This window comes from Halorussus halobius (assembly GCF_004765805.1).
In the GTDB taxonomy this organism is placed as follows: Archaea; Halobacteriota; Halobacteria; order Halobacteriales; family Haladaptataceae; genus Halorussus; species Halorussus halobius.
On sequence record NZ_SBIU01000003.1, the window covers coordinates 49,933 to 69,889 of the forward strand.

Below are 19,957 nucleotides of genomic sequence, written 5' to 3' on the forward strand. Positions count from 1 at the left end.
CGACGGTTCGGGGCTGCCGACTACGTGAGGTCGCGTCGGGCCTCGACGAGTGCGTCCGCGGACGCACCCTCGAGGTCCTCCACCACTTCCTCGTCGACGGACTCCACCGAGGCGTCCGCGGCGACACCAGCGACTGCCACGATCGTCGGGGTCGTCGTTACCGACGGGGCCACGAGAACGGGGGAAATCGTCGAGTCGATAGCGACCACAGCGTCCCATTCGGCGTCGGCTGATACGACGCCCTCGACCGTCCGCTGGACGCCCTCGCGGGCGGTGCGTTCGGCTTTAGTCAACTGGTCACTACTCTCGCCCGAAGCGCTTTCTTCTACCATGAAATCAAAATTAAATTACTACATTATATTTGTTTTGGTTACTATACTAGATATTTAATTTTGCCGACGCGGCGTGGAACTCGACGGCGGAACCAGCTACTTTCAAGGTCGAACCTCCCGAACGTCCCGCCGTGACCGACGCGAGCGAGGGGCCGTCCGACGACGCCACGCCACGCCACCAACGCATCGCGCGCCACGCCACGCCGGGGCCGGGAAACTCGCTCCGGTCGTGGCCCAGCGCCAAGCACCCCCTGCGGGTCGCGCTCAACTACGTGGTCGTCGTTCTCGCGCGCATCTGTCCCAGCCTCCGGGTCAAGAACCTCCTCTTGCGGTCCATCGGCGTGACGGTCGGCGAGGGCGTGTCGTGGGGGCTCGAATCCACGCCCGACGTGTTCTGGCCCGAACTCGTCACGGTCGAGGACCACGCGATAATCGGGTACGACGCCACCATCCTGTGCCACGAGTTCCTCCAGGAGGAGTACCGGACGGGCGAGGTCGTCGTCGGCGAGGAGGCGATGGTCGGCGCTGGCGCGGTACTCCTGCCCGGCGTCGAGGTCGGCGCTGGCGCGAGCGTCGCGGCCAACTCGCTGGTGACCCGCGACGTTCCGCCCGGCGCCACGGTCGCCGGCGTCCCGGCCGAACCGATGGGCCGCGACGAGCGCGGGGAGTGACCCGCGGGCCGACTCGACCGGACCGCGAAGAGAACCCCGCCGGAGCGCGACACCTACGCCAGGTCGCGTCGGGCCTCGATGAGCGTGCTCGCGCTCGCGTCGTGGAACTCGTCGGTTATCCCGTCGCCGGACTCGGCCGACCGGTCCGACGCGGCCCCCGCGACGACGGTTACCGTCGAGGTGGTGATGCCCGGCGCGACGAGCACGGGGGCGACCGTCGGCTCGACGACGACAGCCTCGTCCGCTTCGGTCGCGTCCGCCACGACGCTTTCCACCGATTCCGGGACGCTATCGCGGGCGGCCCGCTCGGCCCTGGTCAGTTCGATTTCGCCGCCGCCGGAACTATTTTCAACAGACATGGAAATTAAATACTCCTCGTCGATTAAATAGTTTCTCCGCGAGCGGCGGCGCGCGCTCGACGCGAGCGTGTGCCGGCGGGCCGGTCGTCAGACCGACACCAGGTCGCCGAGCCCGCCGTCGACGAGTTGGATGAGGACGGCCGCGATGCCGGTTCGCGACGACCAGATGGCGGTCTCCTCCGCGAGGTCGGCGTCGTCACGCTCGCCGAGGACGCTGAGCAGGACCGTCTCGTCGTCGACCACCACGACCTGGCCGACCGGCGCGTCGGGGTGGGTCTGGTCCGAGGCGATGTCGACGCCCCGAACCGCGCTGTCGGCGAAGGCGTCCTCGACCGACTCGCCGCCGACGACGACCACGTCGACGCCGGCGTCGGCGCGCTCGCGCAGGATGTCGGCGACGGCGGCGTCCGGGCGACCGGCCCCCTTGCCCACCGCCATCACGACCTGGCGCTCGGCCTCGGAGACGAGTTGCTCGACCCGGCCGTCGATGCTCGTCCGGCCGTGGACCGTCCAGATGTCCTCGCGCTCCTCGGCGGCCTCGCCGCGCTGCTGGCGCGCGGATTCGAGGTAGTCGAACGCCCGCTGCTGGGTGCGCTCGAACTCGCCCCGGAGGTGCGACCGGGCGGCGTCGAGGCTGACCGGCCGGTACTGGATGGGCTTTGACTGCTGGACCTCCACGAGACCGCGGTCCTGGAGGGACTCGGCCGCGCCGTACACCTGCGACCGGGGTACGTCGGTCGCGCGGTGGACGTCCCGGGCGGTCCCGGTGCCCAGCCGCTGGAGCGCGGCGAACACCTTCGCCTCGTAGTTCGACAGGCCGAGCCCTTCGAGCGCTTCGATGGCGTCGTCCTCGTCCATCACTCGTCCTCCGGTCGGTCGTCGGTCGCCCGGTCGTCGATTCCTGGCTCGTCGGGTCGGGGACCGCCCTCGTCGGGGTCCCGCACGTTTGCTCCGAACTCCCAGTCGTCGGGTCGGTCGGTCGGGCCGCCGCCCGCCGCGTCCGCACTGCCGTCGCTGGTCGCGCTCGCGCTGCCGCCGTTCGCCACGGCGGGGCTCGGCTCGACGGCGGCGGCCTCGCCCGGCCCGAGGTAGCGAGTCCACAGCACCAGCAGGCTCGGCAGCACCAGCACGCTGGCGAGGAACGCGTAGACGATGGTCAGCCCGGTGATGATGCCGAACTGCTCGAGCGCGGGCAGGATGGCGAAGTAGAGCACGCCGAAGCCACCGACCGTGGTCGCGGCGCTGCCCAGCAGCGCGCCCCCGGTGCCGGTGACGCTGGTCCGCATGGCCGACCAGATGGTGTCCTGCCGGGCGAGTTCGACGTTGTACCGCTCGCTGAGGTGGATGCTGTAGGCGACGCCCATCCCCACCGTGAGGCTGGTAATCATCCCCGTCATGACGTTGAACGGCATCTCCAGCACGTACATCGTCCCGAGAATCCACGAGACGCTGAACGCCACCGGGAGCAGGGTGACCGCCCCGAGGAGCGCGCTCCCGTGGGTCAGCCGGTAGGCGACCATCAGGAACGTGAACGTCGCTGCGAGCGTGATGAGCAGGCTCTCGATGACCGTGTCGAGTAGCTGCTGTTGGACGATCTCGAACACGACGGACTGGCCGGTCGCGGTCGCTTCGAGGTCGTCGCCGTCGAAGACCGTCGCCACGTCGCGCATCTGCTCGGTCACGTCGGCCGACGCCGCACCGCCCTGCACCGAGACGACCATCCGGACGGCCGCGTAGTCGCCGTCGTCGGTCCGGTGGACGACGCCCTCGGCCTCGTCGGGCGCGACCCGGAACAGTTCGTCGTAGACGGCCGTGACGTTCTCGTCGGGCACGTCGTCGCCGTCGGTGTCCGCGGCCGCGAGCGTCTCGTTGAACGACTCGTTCTGGGCCGCGACCTGCTCCATCACCGAGAGGGGACTCCGAATCTGGGCCTCGTCGTTCGAGAGGACGACCGTAACGTTCTTGCCGGCGGCCCGGTCGGTCGCGGCCTCGAGTTGGTCCATCGCCTCCGGCGTGTCGACCGCGCCCTCGACGAGTATCTGGGCCTGTGAGTCCTCGCGGACGAAGTTCTTGTTGACGTAGTCGAGGTTGGCCTTCATCGTGTACTCGCCGGGCCGGATGGGCTCGGGCAGGTTGTCCATCCACGCCGGCGGGTCCTCCGCGAGGAAGTCCTCCTGCTGGAAGCTGGTGTCGACCTGCGTCGCGCCGTACGCACCGCCGGCCGAGATGACGAGCGTGAGCGCGAGGACCACGAGCGGTGCCTTCCGGGCCGCGACCGCGCCGACCGACAGCAGCGAGCCGAGCGTCCCGCCGCCGGTGCCGAACGCCCGCTTGCGACGGTCGGAGCCGCGATTTTCGAGGAAGCCGTCGATCTCGACCTTGAGCGCCGGAATCAGCCCGCCGAACACCAGCAGGGCCGTCCCGATGCCGATCGAGCTCACGATGCCGAACTCCTGTATCGGCGGAATCGGGCTCACGAGGTTCGAGAGGAAGCCGATGACCGTGGTGGCGGTCACCCAGACCAGCGCGACGCCCACGCTGGCGAGCGCGACCGACATCCCGGTGCGGACGTCGCCGCCGGTCTCCTCGCGCTGTTCGCGGTGGCGCATGAAGACGTGGATGGCGTAGTCGATGGACAGCCCGATGAGCAACACCGGCACCGCCACGAATATCTGGTTGAACGCGATGTCGAGCCACCCCATCGCGCCGAACGTCCACACCAGCACCACGAGGATGCCGACCACGCCCAGCAGGATGTCGAGCAGGTCCCGATAGGCGATGACGAGCGTGACGATAACGAACAGCAGCGCCATGGGTCCGACCACGGCGAGGCTGTCGGTCATCGACTGCTCTATCTCGTCGCTCATGATGCCCGCGCCGAACACCAGCACCTCGGCGTCGGTCGACGACTGGGCCACGCTCCGGATGGCCTTCTGGGACTCGACGAGCTCGGACGACCCCATCGCTCCCATCGAGTCGCCGCCACCGTCCTGCATCACGACGAGCATCGTGGCGTTGGACTCGGCGGCCCCCGGCTCGTAGCTCTGGGGCATGAACGAGAACGCCCCGTTCGACTGGCCGTCGTCGCTCGCGCTCAGCACTTGCTCGACCGTCGACTCGACCGCCGACTCGTTCATCGACGCCAACTGCTCGCGCTGGTCGGCGAGCGACGGCTGGGAACCGTTCCGGAGCTCCTGTTGGCGCTCCTGAAGTCGCTCGCCGTCCTCGCGGAGCTGTTCACCGCGCTCGGCCAGCTCCTCGCCGCGCGCTTCGAGGTCCTGGTACTCGTCGGCCAGCACGCCCTGCGTGCCCAGCCGGTAGACCTCCCCGAACTGCGATTGAATCTCCGCGGCGCGCTCCTGGTAGGTCGACTGGTTGACCTCGCCCGCCTGGAGCGACGCGTTGAGTTGGCTCAGTTGCGCCTGCAACCCGCGAACCTGCCGGTTTGCCTCGAGGAACGTCGACGCCTGCTCGTCGGTCAGGTTCGCGGTCGCGGCGGTCCGGACCGACCGGAGTCGCTCCTCGACGTCGGCCGACCGCTGGGCGTACGCCGAGTCGTTCACTTGGCCGGACTGGTACGACGCGTTGAGCCGGTCGTACCGCGACTGGAGCTCGCGGGTCCGGTTGAGCGCGTCGCTCAACTCGGCGGCCGTCCGGTTGAGTTCGGCGCTCCGGCGTTCGAGCTGTGCGCGGTCGTCCTGGAGCGTCTGATTGCGCTGTTCGAGTTCGCTGGCGCGTTCCTGAAGTTCGGACGCCCGCTCTTGCTGTATCGCCGCGATGGCGACGACGTTCGAGACGCCCGACGTGGGCGTCCCGTCGGCGAGCGACCGATTGACCGTCTCGTTGTCCCGGAGCGCCTGCTGGAGGTCCAGCGACTCCACCAGCGCCGCCTTCGAGAGCACGTTGTCGTCCCGAATGACGAGCTGGACCGTCGTGCCGTTCTGTTGGCCGGAGCTGAAGTTGTCCTCGATGTAGGCCTGTTTGTCGGCGGCCGTGCTGTCGCTCTGGAACTGGTCGAGCGACGACGACTGTTCGAGCCCAGTCGCGCCCGCGCCGAGCACTGCGGTCAGCACGAGCATGACAGTGATGACGATGCGGCTGTGGGCGGTGACGACGCCGAAGACGTCACTCGGTCTCACGACGCGACCCTCCGCGCGAATGGTTGACGGAACATGGATTGGGTACTGTTGTTAGAAAGGTACTAACAGCGAGTTCATAAAGGGACCGGATTCGGTCAGCGTTGCGGCGACCCCGCGAGTCGAGTTCCGACAAACGCCACCGCGCTCGTTAGCTTTTAGGCGGTCGGGTCCTCAGTGTGGGGGGATGACAGTGTCTCGAGCCGCCATCGACAACCACCGGAACGTGAGTACGGTCGTGGTCGAGGCGGTAGCCGAATCCATGGGGGTGTCGCCGCTCGAACTCGATCCGCCGCTGCACCGAGTCGTGGACCCGGACGCGCTCGACGACCTGTTCGGTCCGACCGGAGCCGCGACGGAGCCGACACGGGTGTCGTTCACGTACGCCGGTCACGAGGTCACGGTCCAGGGACGTGGCGACGTCGAGGTCCGGCCCGCGTCCGAATCCGAACCCGTCGCCTGACGCCGGCGGTCCACCGTCCGCTGGCCCCGACCGAGTTCTCCTCCGGCTCGCGCCCGAAGACATAACTCCCGGCCCATCGTCGTCGAGTCCATGGCGTTCGGACTCGGGGGACGGGTCACCGCCGACCGCGCGGCGCTGGCCGTCGTCTGGGTCGGCATGCTCGCGTTCGTCGGACTGCACAGTTTTCTCTTTCTGGAAGCGGTCGACGAGCGCACGCGGTCGCTGGTCCGGGCCGCGTGGTTCGGGGGGCTCGGACTGGTCGCGGTCCTGGCGGTCTCCGCGCTCGTTCGGGACGCGTAGGACCGCGTTCAGTGGGCGGACGCGCCCCGGAGCCGTCGGGCCGCGCGCTCGACGAGCGGAGCCACGAGTTCGTCGGAGGCGTACCGGAGCCCGGGACACGGGTCCGCGAGGTCGGCGTAGTCGAGCCGGGGGTACCGGACCAGCGACCCCAGCACGTCGGCCAGCGCGGCCGGCAGCGACGGGCGCTCGGCGAGGGGCACGTCGTCTCGCACCACGCTGAGCAGGTACGATATCTCGCCGACGAGGAGGTGGCCGCCGATGCCGACGTCGTAGCCCGGCTCGATGCGGTCGGCCCGCCCGGTCGCGACCAGCCAGTAGTACAGCGGGAAGTCGGCACCGGCCGCGACCGCGAACGGCACCGACGACCAGAAGCGCGGATTCACTTCCATGAGTTTGAACTCGCCCGTCCGGTCGTCGCGCTTGAACTCGACGTCGGCCGGGCCGTGCCAGTCCAGCGCGTCGAGCAGCGTCAGCCCCTCGGCTTCGAGGTCGGGGTCGGCCACCGACGTCCGGAACGCGCTGGTGCCCCCGCTGTAGCTGAACCCCCGGACCTGGCGGTGCTGGAACGTCGCCAGCGCCTCGCCGTGGTCGTACATGGCACAGAAGCTGTACTCGTCGGTGTCGGGGAGGTACGCCTGAACCAGCGGGACGTGGCCCGCGGCCTCGCACAGGTCGTCGACGTCCGGCCGCTCGCCCGGCGGGAGGTACGTCGTCTTCGGCGGGTCGACGAGTCCCGCCTCCGTCTCGGGTGCTTCGCCCCGAGAGCTCCCGGCACCGTCGTTTCGGACTGGCCGGTCGGTCGATTCCGCCCGGGCTGCCGGCGGCTCGCGGTAGGCGTCGGCCAGTACCGCGTACCGGCTCTTGACTATCCGGGGCTCCGACCAGTCGGTGCGCTCGGTGAGCAGTTCGGTCTCGGGAATCGGGACGCCCGCCTCCCGGGCGCGGTCGAACAGCTCCACGCGGTCGTGGACCGCCCGGAGCGTCCCGAAGTCGGGAAACGGCGTCGCGACGTGCTCGGCGAACGCCTCCTTGTATCGCGACAGAACGTAGATGTCCGCCTCCCGGACCGGGACGATGGTGCGCACGTCGTCGCGTCGGGCGAGGTCGAGGAGCGCATCCTTGTACGCGGTCGCGGCGTCGGCGGGCGAGGGGACCCGGACCGATTCGTCGCAGTACCGCGAGCAGAACGCCGGCGGCGACTCGCGCTCGGAGACAGCGACGGTGTGGACTCCGCGCCGGTGGAGCGACCGGAGCGTGACGAACGAACTCGGGACGTCCACGGCGGGCACGACGACCGACTTCATGCTATCGGTCTTCCGGGGCGAGGGCTTTGTTATTCGCCCGTTTCGACCGGCGTTCGGGCCGTAAGTCGGGGCTGAACCGGAGCTTCGGGCCGAGCTACGACGCCGCGTCCGTCGTCGTGGCGTTGGCCCGACTGCCGACGCCCCGGACGACGTACGCGTCCAGTTCCCCGTCGTCGTAGACGTGCGAGACCGACGGGTCGTCCTCCAGCCGCGCGAAGTCCTCGGGGGTGTGCCGCCAGAACTCGCGGTACTCCGGATAGAACCGCTGGTTCTTGGTTCGGCTCGGCCCGGACGTCACCAGATATCGGCGGTCGAGGGCCGCCTCGGCGGGCACGTCCTCCAGCGAGGCGTTCCCGTACGCGAAGTGCGTCGGCGGCGGCGGCGCGGCCCGCCGGACGTTCACGCCCCGGTCGGCCGTCGAGCGGTCGAAGGTGTACATCCGGTACTGGTCGAAGCCCAGTTGGTCGACGAGCAGCGACTCGTTGCGGTGTTCGAACAGCCACTCGCCGCCCTCGATTTCGGCCTCGGTCAGCTGGAGGTTGCTGTCGTTCGAGAGCGGCGAGCCGTAGAGCAGGAACACCGAGAGGAAGGCGAACACGAAAAACGAGACGTACGCCGCCGGCCGGAGGTAGCGTTCGACGGCCGACCCGCCGAGCCGCCCGAACAGCGCGTAGAACCCCGCGCCGATCAGTATCGACCCGGCGAACCGGACGTACCGGGCGAACCTGGTGAACCCGAGCGTGACGTCGACGAAGAAGGCGACGACCGACCCGACGAGGAACGTCCCGAACGTCGCGGCGAGGAACAGCTCGACGGCGTCCAGCCGCCGCCGACCGCGCAGCGAGAGGTACGCGAGGTAGGCGACGAGCGCGAGCGTCAGCCCTGTTATCGCGGCTATCAGCCCGTAGGTGTACACGCCCACGAGCGCGACGTCCGACAGCGCGGGCGACGCCCGCCCGAAGACGCTCGTGAGCTGGCCGTAGGTGCTGGCCCCTTCCGAGAGGCCGAGCACCTTGTAGACGACCGCGAGCGTGCTCCCGATGATGGAGGAAAAGGAGTAGTACCACGAGAAAAACAGCACGAACGCGATGGACGCGGTCACGAGCGGGGTGTTCCCGCGCCGGATGTTCGTCGCCTGGACGCGCCGACCGGCGACGAACGCGAGCTTCAGCAGGACGAGCATCCCGACGAAAAACACCGTCACCGCGGGGTGGTAGAACACGAGCGACACGACCGCGACGACGAACAGGAGCCGGAACCGGTCGCTGGCTTCGTCGGCGTACACCCGGAAGAGCAGGTAGAAGACGAACGGCAACAGCATGAAGGCGTACACGCTCGGGGTGAACAGCACGTTCTCGAACTCGAACAGCAACAGCGCGCCGAACGGGAGCACGAACAGCGGCTTGGCCGGGTCCTCGAACAGTGCTGTCAGGAGGTAGTACAGCGCCACCGCGTACAGCAGCGACGCCACCGGCGGCAGGTAGTTGACGACCCGGGCGGGCGCGACCCCGGTCACCTCCGAGACCGCGACCGCCAGCAGGTGGACGTTCGGGTAGTAGTTGGTCCCCGGAATCGCGCCGAGGTCGCCGATGTCGCGTATCATGCCGACGAACGTGAGCATGTCGCCCCTGAGATAGAAGTCGTAGCGCACCGCCGGGACGAAGAGCAGGACCGCGTTCACCGCCAGCATCAGGCCGAATCCGAGCTTCCAGGAGGGGCCGCGCTCGCCCGGGTCGGCGCTCTCGAACACGACCACCTGTCCGGCGAACAGCCCGCCCAGCAACAGCAGCCAGAACGCCGTCGGATACGCGTCGTAGACGCTTAGTTCGTACTCCGACGCCGACGGGTCGGCCGCGAGCAGCGCCACGGCGAGCGCCACCGCCACGGCACCGGCGGTCGCGACCAGCTTGAGCCGGCGGCGGGAGCTCACGCTCGCCGCCTCCGGTCGCGGCTGGAACCTCGTCGGGGAACTGTTGGGACCATCGTCGCTGCTACGCGATTCTATCTATCGCTCGCTTCGTCTTCCGCACGGCCTCGTAGGTGGGCGCGCCGCCGAGCGCGGGCAGACAGTGGACGTAGAAGCTCGACTCGAACGGATACAGTCCGACCGCGCGAGTGAGGAACGGCCGGCCCTCCCGGACCCGGCCCGCCAGCACGAGTTGCTTGCCGACGCGGTAGGCCGTCCACGCGCGCATCTTCCGCTCGAACATCGGGCCGTACTCGGCGGCCACGGGCGCGAACTCGTCGAGGAACAGCGGGTAGGTCTCGTCTTTCACGACGTCGAGGTCGTCGCTGACCCGCTCGTCGGCGTCGCGCCGGTAGACCAGCAGCGGCTCGGGGACGACGCCGAACCGACAGTGGCGGGACAGCCGGACGTACCATTCGAGGTCCTGCCAGCTCGGAAACCGCTCGTCGAACCCGCCGACGGCGTCGACGACCTCGCCGTCGACCATGACCGACGAACACGACCCGACGACGTTCCGACAGAGCAACCGCTTGGTCAGCTCGACTGAGTCCCCGGGCAGGCCGTCGTGCCGGGACGCTCGGAGCAACTGTCCGTTCCGGTCGAGCACCTTCGCGCCCGTGGTCACGACGCCGACCTCGCGCCGGTCGAGCAGTTCGACCTGACGCTCGACCTTCTCGGGCTCCCAGCGGTCGTCGTCGTCGAGCAGCGCCACGTAGTCGCCGTCGCTCGCCCGGATGCCCGTGTTCCGGGCGGCGCTCCCGCCCCGGTTCCGGTCGTGGCGGAGGACCTCGAACCGCTCGAACGTCCGGTCGCGGTCCCCGCATAGAACGTCCGCGACCGGGTTCGTCGAGCAGTCGTCGACGACGAGCACCTCTATCCGGTCGTAGGTCTGTGCGGCGACCGACGCGACCGCCCGCTCCACCCGGTCGGGCCTGTCGTAGGTCGGCACCACGACGCTGACTAACGGCTCCGCTCCATCCCCCATCGGTAGTGCAGTATCACCGGCGTTTCCATAAGCGTAGTGGCTTTTTCGCGACTCAGGCGGACGGGACGGACCCCACTCTTCTCACACGGGCCTCACTCGGGCGAGACCGGCCTCACTCGGGCGAGACGAAGGGGACGCGTCGGAGCGGGAGGTAGCCGACCAGTTCGTCGACCTCCTCGCGGTCGATGGCCCCGGTCGCGTACGACAGGCCCGCGAACGCGAGGAAGCCGACCGGCGGGACGACGGCGAGCGCGAGGAGGTCCGAGCCGATGGCCTCCGAGAGGCCGAAGATGGCGAGCGCGGCCGGGACCGCCGCCAGCGCGACGCGACCCAGTCGGAGGTCGGCGACGGGGTCGAAGCCGATGGTGCGGGCGCTCCGGACGTGGAGCACGACCATCGAGCCGTAGCCGATGCTCGTGGCCACCGCCGCGCCGACCGTCCCGTATATCGGTATCAGCGTGACGTTCAGTACGAGGTTGAGGAGGGCTGCGGCCCCCGTGGCGTAGATGAGGACCCGGAGCGACCCCTCGCCCTGCCCGATGGCGAGGATGGGTCGGGTGACCGCGAAGCCTATCGACCCCGGAAGCAAGAGCAACAGCGGCGTGACGGCCGGCGCGAACGACTCCCCGTAGTACAGCGGGACGAACGCGTCGGCGAGCGCCGCGAGCCCGATGGCCAGCAGCAGCGTTATCAGCAGGCTGTACCTTGTCGCACGCGAGGCGAGTTCGGTGATGCGCTCGCGGCGGTCGTTCGACCAGAGTTCGGAGGTCGAGTGCAACAACACCATCTGGAGCGCGCCCGGCCCGAACCACATGAACTCCGCGAGGACGAGCGCGGCCTTGTAGTGGCCCGTCTCGGCGCTGCCGGCCAGCAACTGGAGCAACACCACGTCGGCGTGGTACAGCGACGACAGCAGCAGGATGAGGACCACGCTCAGCGTGTTGAACGAGAGGAGTTCACGTCGCGGGAACTCCGAGGGAACCGACGCGGTCACGGACCCGGGGTCTATCTTGCGGAGGACCAGCAGGTAGCCGCCGATAGCGATTAGTATCGTCGCGGCGAGTCGGCCGGCCAGCATTCCGTCGACCGCGAAACCGAGGTACGCTAACGGCACACCGATGCACAGTACGAGCGTCAGCCGTATCAGTCGAATCGACTCGGAGAACTCCTCGAAGCCGAACCCCATCAGCGCGCCGCGAGCCACCGCCCAGAGCTGGCGGGCGACGAGGATGCCCGCGAGGAAGTAGAAGTACGACGCGAACTCCGGGCCGAACACCGCCTCGACGACGCCGGCGTAGCTCGCGGCCGCCACCAGAAGCGCGGCGGTCACCGCCAGCACGAGCCCCACCTGCAGGTAGAAGACGAACACGTCGGTCTTCCAGTTCCGAACGTCGCGGTCCTCGGCGATGTACTTGCGGATGCCGTCGAAGATGCCCGCGTTCACGATTATCCAGATGATGCTGAGGAGCGAGAGCATGGTCGCGTAGTTGCCGTAGTGCGCGTCGCCGAGGACGCGCACCACGATGGGCGTACTGACCAATCCGAGGAGCAACTTCCCCACCCGACCGCCGAAGATAGAGAGGAACCCGCGGAGGATGCTGCGGTCCATCGCTCGCGTAGTAACTGTCGGCGCGACCATAGAACTGCCGGCTCTCGGCGCGCGAACGGGGTGCTTAACGCCGGGGGAGCCTGAACGCTTTTCAGGACCGCCGTCGACACGACGTGACGAATGACCCCCCTGCGCGTCGGATTGCTCGCCGCGTTCGTCACCTCGCTCTCGCTGGCCTCGTTCGCCTACGTCCTCTATCCCGCGCTCCTCCACGTCCTCGCCCGGTTCGCGCCCTCGAACGAGGGTCAGGCGCTGTCCGACGACGACCTCCCCGCGGTCTCGCTGATAATCGCCGCGTACAACGAGGAGGCCGTGATCGCCGACAAGATAGAGAACAGCCTCGCGCTCGACTATCCCGCCGAGAAACTGGATGTCGTCGTGTTCTCGGACGCGTCGAGCGACCGGACCGACGAAATCGTGCGGTCGTACGCCGACCGGAGCGTCGAGCTCGAACGCATCGAGGGCCGGGTCGGCAAGACCGAGTGCCAGAACCGCGTCGCCGAGAGGGTCGGCGGCGAGATACTCGTGTTCTCGGACGCCAACTGCATGTACGACGCCGACGCGATTCGCCGCCTCGTCGCGCGGTTCGACGACGACGTCGGCTGCGTGGTCGGCGAACTCCGCCACACCCGGACCGAAGACGACGTGGAGGGCGAGTCGCTGTACTGGCGCTACACCCGGCTGGTCAAGCGACTGGAGAGCCGACTCGGCTCGGTCGTGAAGGGCAACGGCGCGATATACGCCGTCCGCCGCGAGGACTACGTCCCGCTGCCGGCCGACGCCATGAGCGACTTCGCCGAACCGCTCGCCGTCCGGGAGCGTGGCGGGCGAGTCGCGTACGCCCACGACGCCGTGGCGCGCGAGCGCACCGCCGGGTCGGTCGAGGCCGAACTGTCGCGCAAGACCCGCATCGCGACCCGGTCGTGGCACACGGTGGCCCAGCACCGCGGGCTGTTGAACCCCCTGCAGTACGGTCGCTACTCGCTCCAGTTGTTCACCGACACCGTCCTGTGGTGGACGACCCCGCTGCTGTTCGCGGTGGCGTTCGCCAGCGCAACTGCGCTGTGGGTCCTGACCGGCAGCGTCGTCTTCGGGCTCGTGGTGGCCGGGTTCGTTGCGCTGTTGCTCGCAGGGCTGGTCGGTCACGTTCTGAACCGGCAGGGGAGTTCGGTGCCGTCGCTGTTTCACGTCCCCCACTACTTCCTCGTCGGGAACTACAGCCTCCTCGTCGGCGTGTGGAACTTCCTCCGAGGGCACAACGTCGTGACGTGGAACACGGCGAACGAGTGACGGTCGCGGTAAACTCACCACGAGAACTGGACCGTTGGCGTACGGGACTCGTTATGAGTCCGACTCGCGGAACTATTCGAGAGGCTCCCAACCGAGTGCGTCTCGTTGCCCGCCGGAGGCGCACACGAACCCCGCGTTGGCTTTCCTCCGCTAGGGTGTGGAAGATGCATTCGGGATACTTGTCCCCAATCAACGCGCTGTACGCGTCTTGCTGGGCGATATATTATCTCGGTGTACGCTTCGGTTGCGGCGAAGAGGGACGCCGGATGTCGTCCGGCACCCCGTCGGCAGACACTACGAGAGGACGCCCGGTGAAAGCGACACGACGCTCGCCTGGAAACTGGATTCCTGAACGGCCGCGTGCGTTCGAATCCGACCAGAAACGCCGGAACGAAATAGAGAGGCGTCACCAGCCACGAGAGACAGTGCGCGATAACGAGTAGGCGGGATTGTTCAGACCGTGCAGTACTGGGACCGAATACGGCCCAAGTGACGGGTATGCGAACGGGAAGCCATCGTTCGTAAAGTAGGGAGTTGGTGCCACGACCAGTAACTTGCGGATTCACCCGCCGAGCTATTTCTAAAAGCGATCCGGCGTCGGTTCCCGGAAACGAAGCCATAGACGGTGCGTCGCGTAGACGATGGCCCTGCGACGAATGGCGAAGCGTACCAATCGACGATTGCGTTCCACTTCATATGAATTCGACGACTATATTTTCTGTATTTTCTAGAGTACCATAGAACGACTATGTATTGTTGGTAATATTGGAGGGATGGGCTCGTCGAAACTCGCTTTGTGACCTCTAACGAGATGAGCTACAGGATGTAGTTTTTGGAACTAGCGTCATGGGGGGGTAGAGCACAGCAACTTAAACCAAAAGGCTCATATTGAATGCTCCGAGCGTTCCGGATGCGCATGGCACGCGAGCAATCGAGCGCAAAAAGGCGAACAGATGAATCACTACTCAATCGTCGGTCGTACCTTCGGCTGGCTGGCAGTGCCGCGGCGGCTGCGGTAACCGGAACTGCAGGAGCGGTAGCGAGTCAGGGGTCCGACTCCTCCCCCACAATCGAGCGGTTTCGGATCTCGAAGAGCGAACAGCTCGGATCAGATCAAATGTTTTCCGTCAGGTGGACCGTGGCTGACGACGAAGAGGACCTAGATTTCGTCGAAGTGGCCGCAAACGATGGCAGTTCTAGCCTCGATTTCGCAGTGCAAGACGTCAGTGGTGGCCAGGCCTCCGGCTGGGAGCTATTTCAGTTTCCCGTCGGGAAGGAACTGGACGTTCACGTTAGAGCCACCGACTCGAACGGAGATACCTCACGAAAGACGAAAACGGTCACTCTGGGTAAAGTCGGAGAGGCCGATATTCTCATCCCGTTCGACGAGCGGTCCGATCTCGATGAATTCACTGAGATGAACCACGATGACAATCGTATCGCGTCCGCGCCGAATCGAGATGGGGACGCCTTTGAGGTCCCCATTTCGGAGGGTAGCCATTACGGAACGAGTTGTAGATCTAAATTCGAAAACGAGACTGGGAGCGAGCCGATAGAAGCATATGCTGAGTTCTACATATACTTCCCTTCGTCGTTCGAGTACGCAGACGCTGGCCCCGGTGGCACCAAACTTCCAGGGTTCGCCGGTACCTACGATAAAGCGGGTTGGGGCGGACGCTCATCCGATGGCACGAACGGCTGGTCTGCGCGAATGATGAATCACGATCCTACTGAGGGCCATTGGTCGCGAGATCACGGGCTATTATCGTACGTGTACCACGCGGATATGTCGGGCACGTACGGTGACGAACTCGAGTGGAACATCGGAGCAAACAGCGAGCAGTGGCACAAAATAAGTCAATACGTAAAGATGAATACGCCCGGCCGGAATGACGGGGTCATTCGTGGGTGGGTCGATGATGACCTTGCACTTGAGCGAGAAGAACTGATGTTCCGAGAAGAAGGATACGAGAACATTAAAATAGAGCAGTTCTGGTTCAACGTTTACCACGGCGGAAGTTGGACTGCTCCGACTGACACGGCCATCTACTTCGACGATCTAAAAATCAAGAAAAACGCCAGTTCACTGTAAATACTGTCGGATTTCTCGTTTTAGCACTGATATCGTAGACAACGTCCCCCAGAGTTTAATATCGCTAATATAGTATCGTATTATTGTTCTATTATACTCCTACTCCGATTGCCTCGCAGTCGAACGCAACTCGCCGACTAACTCTTCCTTTCGCCGCTTCCAGTGAAACCGATTCGCAATGCTGTTTCTTGCGACGTCTGCACGCCCGTTTGTTTGAAAGGCCCTCTCAATCGCTTCACGCGTCGCTTCTACGTCCCCGAACGGAACCAGAAATCCGGCGTCCCCGATAGCTGTTCGAATCCCCTGCACGTCCGCACCGACGGGCGTACAGCCACACAGCATCGCTTCGCAGAGCGAGTTCGGTAACCCCTCACGAAACGAAAGCTGACAGTATACCTGGGCGCGTTGGTACCACGAAACGAGTTCGTCCTGTGGGACCGGCTTTACGAGCGTGACATTGGGTGGCGCGTCAGCCGCCAGTCGCTCGTACGCGTCTCCGCTGACGCCGACGACGACGAATTCGGTATCGTCGAACCCCGATGCGGCTGACACGAACGTATCGAGGCCCTTCAGACGTGCTCGGTTCCACTTCGATTCCGCGGCGACGGTGAGCACTAACCGCCGTTCCGACGCCGGTTCGGGAGTGAACCGCTCCGGATCGTACCCCGTCGGAACCGTTCTGATGTGGTCTCCCGAAACGCCGAGGTTTCGCTGAGCATCCCGTTTGAGACCGTCGTCGACCGTGAGCACGGTGTCCGCGTGTTCGAGAACGTACCGTATCCTCCGTGCATCCGTCGAATCGAGAAGTCCTCCGTACTCGAACTGAGGGACGTGCGCGACCTCGAAACCCCCGACCGTAACGACTGTCGGCGTTCCGACGACCTCCGCTACTCGGAGGCCCACGTACGCGTGTAGATTTGCGAACCAGTGGTAAACGACGTCCGCTCGCGCAATCTCCAGAATCATCCGGGAAAACCCTTTGACGTCCTTGGCGAGCGTTCGGAGCTGCCGGTTGTAGTCCACTTCCACGTGCGTTACTCGGAAGTCCTTCTCGAGTAATCTCACGTCTTTTCTCACGTACGGTTGCGGAGTCCCCACCGAGAGAACTCGAATTTTGTCGGCCATCGAGGTCCCTACATTCGTATCTCTCCGAACGGACCTATACCTTGCGTCGCCACTGCTACGCTCCACCCGTCGGTACTCCGTATCGGTTCCCTGCAGCGCCTCGAGCTGGTTTCCTAGCGTGCCACGAGTGCACCCCATCGAGGACGGGAAACGGCCTCGCGAGACCAGCCAGAACAGATATAGGTCCGCTGATGTTGCAAAGGAGTAGAAATGGCTCCTTCGACCGTCTCGACGACTGAGAACGATTCGTCGGGAGACTTCCGGAGCGACGACCGGTCACTTCCGTCGGTGTCGGTCATCGTTCCAGTCTTCAACGACCCCGACGGCATCAGGCAGACGCTCGAATCACTCGTACGCCAGACCTACCCGACGGGGAAGCACGAGATCGTCGTCGTCGACAACGGCTCAACCGACGACACCCGATCGGTGGTGCGGGAGTATCAACGCGAGTGGGACCACGTGACTCTGGAAATCGAGGACGAAATTCAGGGGTCCTACGCGGCGCGAAACGCCGGTATCCGTGCTTCGGAGAGCGATATCTGTGCGTTCGTCGATGCAGACATGTTCGTCGACGAGGAGTGGCTCGAATCGGTCGTCGGCCGGTTCGCCGACACCGACGCCGAGTACATCGGTTGTAACGTCGAAATGACCGTTCCTGCCGACGGTGACACGATATTCGCCCGATACAATCGACGCGTAGGCTTTCCAGTTCGGTTCGACGTCGAACAGAAGAAGTTCGCGCCGACCTGCTGTCTGTCCGTTCGGCGGTCCGTCTTCGAGGACGTCGGGACGTTCGACGCACAGTTGCTCTCGGGCGGTGATTTGGAGTTCGGTAATCGCGTCTACGAATCGGGAAGGGAACTGTACTACGCGGAAGACGTCGTCCAGAACCACCCCGCTCGGTCGTCGTTTCGGTCGCTCGCCAAGAAGGCGGTAAGACAGGGACGGGGTGTCGGGCAGTTACAGCGACGCTACCCCGAACGGTACGGCCGTCCCGGGATTCCGCCGCGACCCGACGCTCCACTTGCCGGGGATTCTGACGGCGAATCGGCCCCGGTACGGGAACAAGTCGTGTTCCTCACACTCACAGTGCTATTCACCTTGCTCCGAGGCGCTGGCTACTATCTGGAAGTTCTCGAAAGCGTGTACGACCAGCGAATCGTACGGTCGGGGAAACGGAGTGTTCACGAATAGCCCCGTCACATTTCAGGTACGTGGAATCGTCCGGTGTCCGTCCGATGTCTTGTCCTTGTTCTGCCTTCTCAACCCGGTTCGTCTGTCACGGCGGTATTATGTTCGTTGGCGGGTCACCTGGCGCACGGTGGTCGAAACCAGCCATCACCCAACAGACGGCGAATCGACTCGGGACACGTGGGCCGCCGATAGTCGCTCGCGATCTATCGATTCGGTATCGTGTAGAATGCGTCGTCCTAGTCGAAGACCCAGGGGGGAAGGCAAAGGTAACTCGAATAAGGCTCCCATAGCCTGTCAGCGACGAAGAGGATACGAACCGGCGACGTCGTGTTTCCGTAGTCACTCACGTCGACCCTCTGGATTCGCAACCGATTCGAGCGGACGCCAAACGGACGCGGGCGTGTGACGGATTAACCGGGATTGGCTGGCTGAATTCACTCGGTCGGGATAGATTCCGTCTCCTGCAACCGCTAATCCGCGTTGTGGCAAACGCGGGTCGGCGGTGGACGGCCTCCCGTCCGTCCACAATGCCGTGAGACGAGCCGATTCAAGCCGAGTAGTGATTTGCGCCACGGTATAAGAAGTATCACAATTTTCGTTTCGTCCGGTCGCCGATTCGACCGCTCGAAACTCGGGCGCCTTCGTCCTCCGGAAGCATTCGGCTACCGACTCGTCACGGTCTGGTCCGGGCTGTCACCAGCGTCTCTATCTGCGCGTTCAGCGCGTGAAGGATTACGCCCGTAAACGAAAGCAGCGCCCCGAGGAACGTGCTGAAGAGACAGAACAACACGATGCCGACGGGGAACGTCCCGGACTGGACGTAGTTCGCCACGGCCCAGTACCCCGTGCCGACCCCGACCAGCACGGCCGCGACGCCGGGGAGCCCGACGAAGGTCAGGGGTCGCTCGCGCTCGACCGTCCGGAGGATGTTGCCCACGACCGCGACGCCGTGGACGACCGGGTTCTGCGTGCTGGTCTCCTCGCCGTCGTAGGAGATGGTCGTGTCGACCTCCGCGACGTCGTAGCCCCTGCGCCTGGCGTGGTAGAGGATGTCGGTGCTCGCGCTCATGTTCTCGCTGAGCGTGTCGTCGGCCGCGAGGCTCCGGATGGCGTCGCGGTCGAACGCCCGGAAGCCGCTCTGAGTGTCGGTCACCCACGAGCGCGCGGGCGACCCGCCGAGCGAGACGTTCGTGAGCACGTTGATGACGAACAGGCCGACCCGGCGGTAGCGCGGGACGCGGTGGCTGGCGTCGTCGTGAAACCGATTCCCCACGACCACGCTCGCGCCCGTCTCGCGCTGGGCGTCGAGCAGCTTGGGCACGTCGTCGACGTCGTGCTGGCCGTCGCCGTCGAGGGTCACGAGCGCGTCGGCGTCCCGGGCGTCGGCCGCCTCGAACGCGGACTTGAGCGCCGCGCCGTAGCCCCGGTTGGTCCCGTGTTCGACGACGGTCGCGCCCGCCCGCTCGGCCGCGGCGACCGTGTCGTCGGTGCTCCCGTCGTCGACCACCAGCACCTCGTCGACGTGCCGCCGGACGTCGGTCACCACCGACCCGATCGTCTTGCCCTCGTTGTACGCGGGAATCGCGGCGACCGTCTCGACCGCGCTGGCGTCCCCGTTCCCGACGCCGCTCCCGTCGCCGGCGTGGCCGACGTCGTCCTCCTGGCCGTCGTCGCGGTCGGCGAGCGGTGCCGGCGCGCCGTACCCTTCGGCCGCCTCGGCGGCCGCCTCGAACCGCGAGAAGTCCACGGTCGCGTCGCGGTCGACGTGGAGGACGCCGGGAAAGCCGAGTGCTCGCGCGACTCGCTCGACGGATTCGCGCCCGGCCGCCCGGTCCGACGGGTCGAGTTCGAGGACCAGAGCGCCCAGCTCGTCCGCGAGCGCACCGACCACCGAGTCGGCGTCGTCGACCACGACGAACGCGAAGACGTCGCGTTCGTCGGCCCGGAGTATCGTTCTGGCGACCGTGCCGACGTCGAGGTCGGCCGCGACGACGCTCACGGCCGGCGACGACCGCTCCTCGGCGGATATCTCGGCCGCGACGTGTTCTGTTTTCGTCTTCTCGCTCGTACTCCCCATCGACCCCCCGTAGGGCAGTCTAATTTATAGTTAGAAGCCCCGTATCCTCCGGAA

Annotated in this window: 16 protein-coding genes; 6 read left to right on the forward strand and 10 right to left on the reverse strand. The window is 66.0% G+C overall.

The annotated features are described in order from the left end of the window. Nucleotides 1-20 precede the first annotated feature (20 nt). Nucleotides 21-332 carry a hypothetical protein gene (locus EPL03_RS06970; RefSeq protein ID WP_135828640.1) on the reverse strand — a complete coding sequence of 104 codons (312 nt, stop codon included), beginning with the start codon at nucleotides 330-332 and terminating at the stop codon, nucleotides 21-23. 131 nt (nucleotides 333-463) lie between these two features. On the opposite strand from EPL03_RS06970, the gene EPL03_RS06975 reads away from it, so the two are divergent. Next, complete coding sequence (locus EPL03_RS06975; RefSeq protein WP_135828641.1) at nucleotides 464-1,003, forward strand: acyltransferase; 540 nt, start codon at nucleotides 464-466, stop codon at nucleotides 1,001-1,003. A gap of 53 nt (nucleotides 1,004-1,056) precedes the next feature. Here EPL03_RS06975 and EPL03_RS06980 read toward each other — a convergent pair whose 3' ends face one another. The 3 genes from EPL03_RS06980 to EPL03_RS06990 all read right to left on the reverse strand — a co-directional run bounded on the left by EPL03_RS06980 (nucleotide 1,057) and on the right by EPL03_RS06990 (nucleotide 5,441). Further along, complete coding sequence (locus tag EPL03_RS06980; protein WP_135828642.1) at nucleotides 1,057-1,362, reverse strand: hypothetical protein; 306 nt, start codon at nucleotides 1,360-1,362, stop codon at nucleotides 1,057-1,059. Between the two features lie 87 nt (nucleotides 1,363-1,449). Further along, on the reverse strand, nucleotides 1,450-2,220 hold the full coding sequence (locus EPL03_RS06985) for a TrmB family transcriptional regulator (RefSeq protein WP_135828643.1): 771 nt from the start codon (nucleotides 2,218-2,220) through the stop codon (nucleotides 1,450-1,452). Continuing rightward, on the reverse strand, nucleotides 2,220-5,441 hold the full coding sequence (locus EPL03_RS06990) for an MMPL family transporter (protein WP_135829520.1): 3,222 nt from the start codon (nucleotides 5,439-5,441) through the stop codon (nucleotides 2,220-2,222). Before EPL03_RS06990 ends, EPL03_RS06985 begins: the two co-directional genes overlap by 1 nt. 244 nt (nucleotides 5,442-5,685) lie before the next feature. Between EPL03_RS06990 and EPL03_RS06995 the strand changes: the two genes are divergently transcribed. Together EPL03_RS06995 and EPL03_RS07000 are read left to right on the forward strand one after the other, a co-directional pair. Further along, nucleotides 5,686-5,961, forward strand: a complete 276-nt coding sequence (locus EPL03_RS06995) for a HalOD1 output domain-containing protein (protein WP_135828644.1) — start codon at nucleotides 5,686-5,688, stop codon at nucleotides 5,959-5,961. A 90-nt stretch (nucleotides 5,962-6,051) separates the two neighbouring features. After that, nucleotides 6,052-6,261, forward strand: coding sequence for a hypothetical protein (locus EPL03_RS07000; protein ID WP_135828645.1), 210 nt, complete (start codon nucleotides 6,052-6,054; stop codon nucleotides 6,259-6,261). An 8-nt stretch (nucleotides 6,262-6,269) separates the two neighbouring features. On the opposite strand, the gene EPL03_RS07005 is transcribed toward EPL03_RS07000, so the two are convergent. From EPL03_RS07005 to EPL03_RS07020, 4 genes are all read right to left on the reverse strand, one after another. Further along, nucleotides 6,270-7,565, reverse strand: coding sequence for a carboxylate--amine ligase (locus EPL03_RS07005; RefSeq protein ID WP_210424929.1), 1,296 nt, complete (start codon nucleotides 7,563-7,565; stop codon nucleotides 6,270-6,272). A gap of 94 nt (nucleotides 7,566-7,659) precedes the next feature. Continuing rightward, entirely contained in the window at nucleotides 7,660-9,495 is a 1,836-nt protein-coding gene (locus EPL03_RS07010) for a hypothetical protein (RefSeq protein ID WP_135828646.1), read from the reverse strand. Nucleotides 9,496-9,556: 61 nt separating this feature from the next. Further along, nucleotides 9,557-10,516: a glycosyltransferase family 2 protein gene (locus EPL03_RS07015; RefSeq protein WP_135828647.1), complete on the reverse strand. Its 960-nt coding sequence runs from the start codon at nucleotides 10,514-10,516 to the stop codon at nucleotides 9,557-9,559. 112 nt (nucleotides 10,517-10,628) lie between these two features. Continuing rightward, nucleotides 10,629-12,125, reverse strand: coding sequence for a lipopolysaccharide biosynthesis protein (locus EPL03_RS07020; RefSeq protein WP_135828648.1), 1,497 nt, complete (start codon nucleotides 12,123-12,125; stop codon nucleotides 10,629-10,631). A gap of 120 nt (nucleotides 12,126-12,245) precedes the next feature. Here EPL03_RS07020 and EPL03_RS07025 point away from each other — a divergent pair, with 120 nt between their 5' ends. Both EPL03_RS07025 and EPL03_RS07030 read left to right on the forward strand, forming a co-directional pair. Continuing rightward, nucleotides 12,246-13,415 (forward strand): glycosyltransferase family 2 protein, encoded by a 1,170-nt coding sequence (locus EPL03_RS07025; RefSeq protein ID WP_135828649.1) that lies wholly within the window; start codon nucleotides 12,246-12,248, stop codon nucleotides 13,413-13,415. A 916-nt stretch (nucleotides 13,416-14,331) separates the two neighbouring features. Beyond that, complete coding sequence (locus EPL03_RS07030) at nucleotides 14,332-15,507, forward strand: polysaccharide lyase (protein ID WP_135828650.1); 1,176 nt, start codon at nucleotides 14,332-14,334, stop codon at nucleotides 15,505-15,507. Nucleotides 15,508-15,606: 99 nt separating this feature from the next. On the opposite strand, the gene EPL03_RS07035 is transcribed toward EPL03_RS07030, so the two are convergent. Continuing rightward, a complete protein-coding gene (locus tag EPL03_RS07035; RefSeq protein WP_135828651.1) occupies nucleotides 15,607-16,770 on the reverse strand; it encodes a glycosyltransferase family 4 protein in 1,164 nt (387 codons plus the stop codon). A gap of 72 nt (nucleotides 16,771-16,842) precedes the next feature. Here EPL03_RS07035 and EPL03_RS07040 point away from each other — a divergent pair, with 72 nt between their 5' ends. After that, entirely contained in the window at nucleotides 16,843-17,826 is a 984-nt protein-coding gene (locus tag EPL03_RS07040; RefSeq protein WP_135828652.1) for a glycosyltransferase family 2 protein, read from the forward strand. 673 nt (nucleotides 17,827-18,499) lie between these two features. Here EPL03_RS07040 and EPL03_RS07045 read toward each other — a convergent pair. Beyond that, nucleotides 18,500-19,903, reverse strand: coding sequence for a glycosyltransferase family 2 protein (locus tag EPL03_RS07045; protein ID WP_135828653.1), 1,404 nt, complete (start codon nucleotides 19,901-19,903; stop codon nucleotides 18,500-18,502). Between the last annotated feature and the right edge of the window lie 54 nt (nucleotides 19,904-19,957).

Excerpts from the sequence above, each read along its gene's own strand:
- EPL03_RS06980 (WP_135828642.1), bottom strand. The coding sequence starts at position 1,362 with ATGTCTGTTGAAAATAGTTCCGGCGGCGGCGAAATCGAACTGACCAGG.
- EPL03_RS07005 (WP_210424929.1), bottom strand. The coding sequence starts at position 7,565 with ATGAAGTCGGTCGTCGTGCCCGCCGTGGACGTCCCGAGTTCGTTCGTC.
- EPL03_RS07035 (WP_135828651.1), bottom strand. The coding sequence starts at position 16,770 with ATGGGGTGCACTCGTGGCACGCTAGGAAACCAGCTCGAGGCGCTGCAG.
- EPL03_RS07020 (WP_135828648.1), bottom strand. The coding sequence starts at position 12,125 with ATGGACCGCAGCATCCTCCGCGGGTTCCTCTCTATCTTCGGCGGTCGG.
- EPL03_RS07000 (WP_135828645.1), top strand. The coding sequence starts at position 6,052 with ATGGCGTTCGGACTCGGGGGACGGGTCACCGCCGACCGCGCGGCGCTG.
- EPL03_RS07030 (WP_135828650.1), top strand. The coding sequence starts at position 14,332 with ATGGCACGCGAGCAATCGAGCGCAAAAAGGCGAACAGATGAATCACTA.
- EPL03_RS07045 (WP_135828653.1), bottom strand. The coding sequence starts at position 19,903 with ATGGGGAGTACGAGCGAGAAGACGAAAACAGAACACGTCGCGGCCGAG.
- EPL03_RS07015 (WP_135828647.1), bottom strand. The coding sequence starts at position 10,516 with ATGGGGGATGGAGCGGAGCCGTTAGTCAGCGTCGTGGTGCCGACCTAC.
- EPL03_RS07040 (WP_135828652.1), top strand. The coding sequence starts at position 16,843 with ATGGCTCCTTCGACCGTCTCGACGACTGAGAACGATTCGTCGGGAGAC.
- EPL03_RS06995 (WP_135828644.1), top strand. The coding sequence starts at position 5,686 with ATGACAGTGTCTCGAGCCGCCATCGACAACCACCGGAACGTGAGTACG.
- EPL03_RS06985 (WP_135828643.1), bottom strand. The coding sequence starts at position 2,220 with ATGGACGAGGACGACGCCATCGAAGCGCTCGAAGGGCTCGGCCTGTCG.
- EPL03_RS07025 (WP_135828649.1), top strand. The coding sequence starts at position 12,246 with ATGACCCCCCTGCGCGTCGGATTGCTCGCCGCGTTCGTCACCTCGCTC.
- EPL03_RS06990 (WP_135829520.1), bottom strand. The coding sequence starts at position 5,441 with ATGCTCGTGCTGACCGCAGTGCTCGGCGCGGGCGCGACTGGGCTCGAA.
- EPL03_RS06970 (WP_135828640.1), bottom strand. The coding sequence starts at position 332 with ATGGTAGAAGAAAGCGCTTCGGGCGAGAGTAGTGACCAGTTGACTAAA.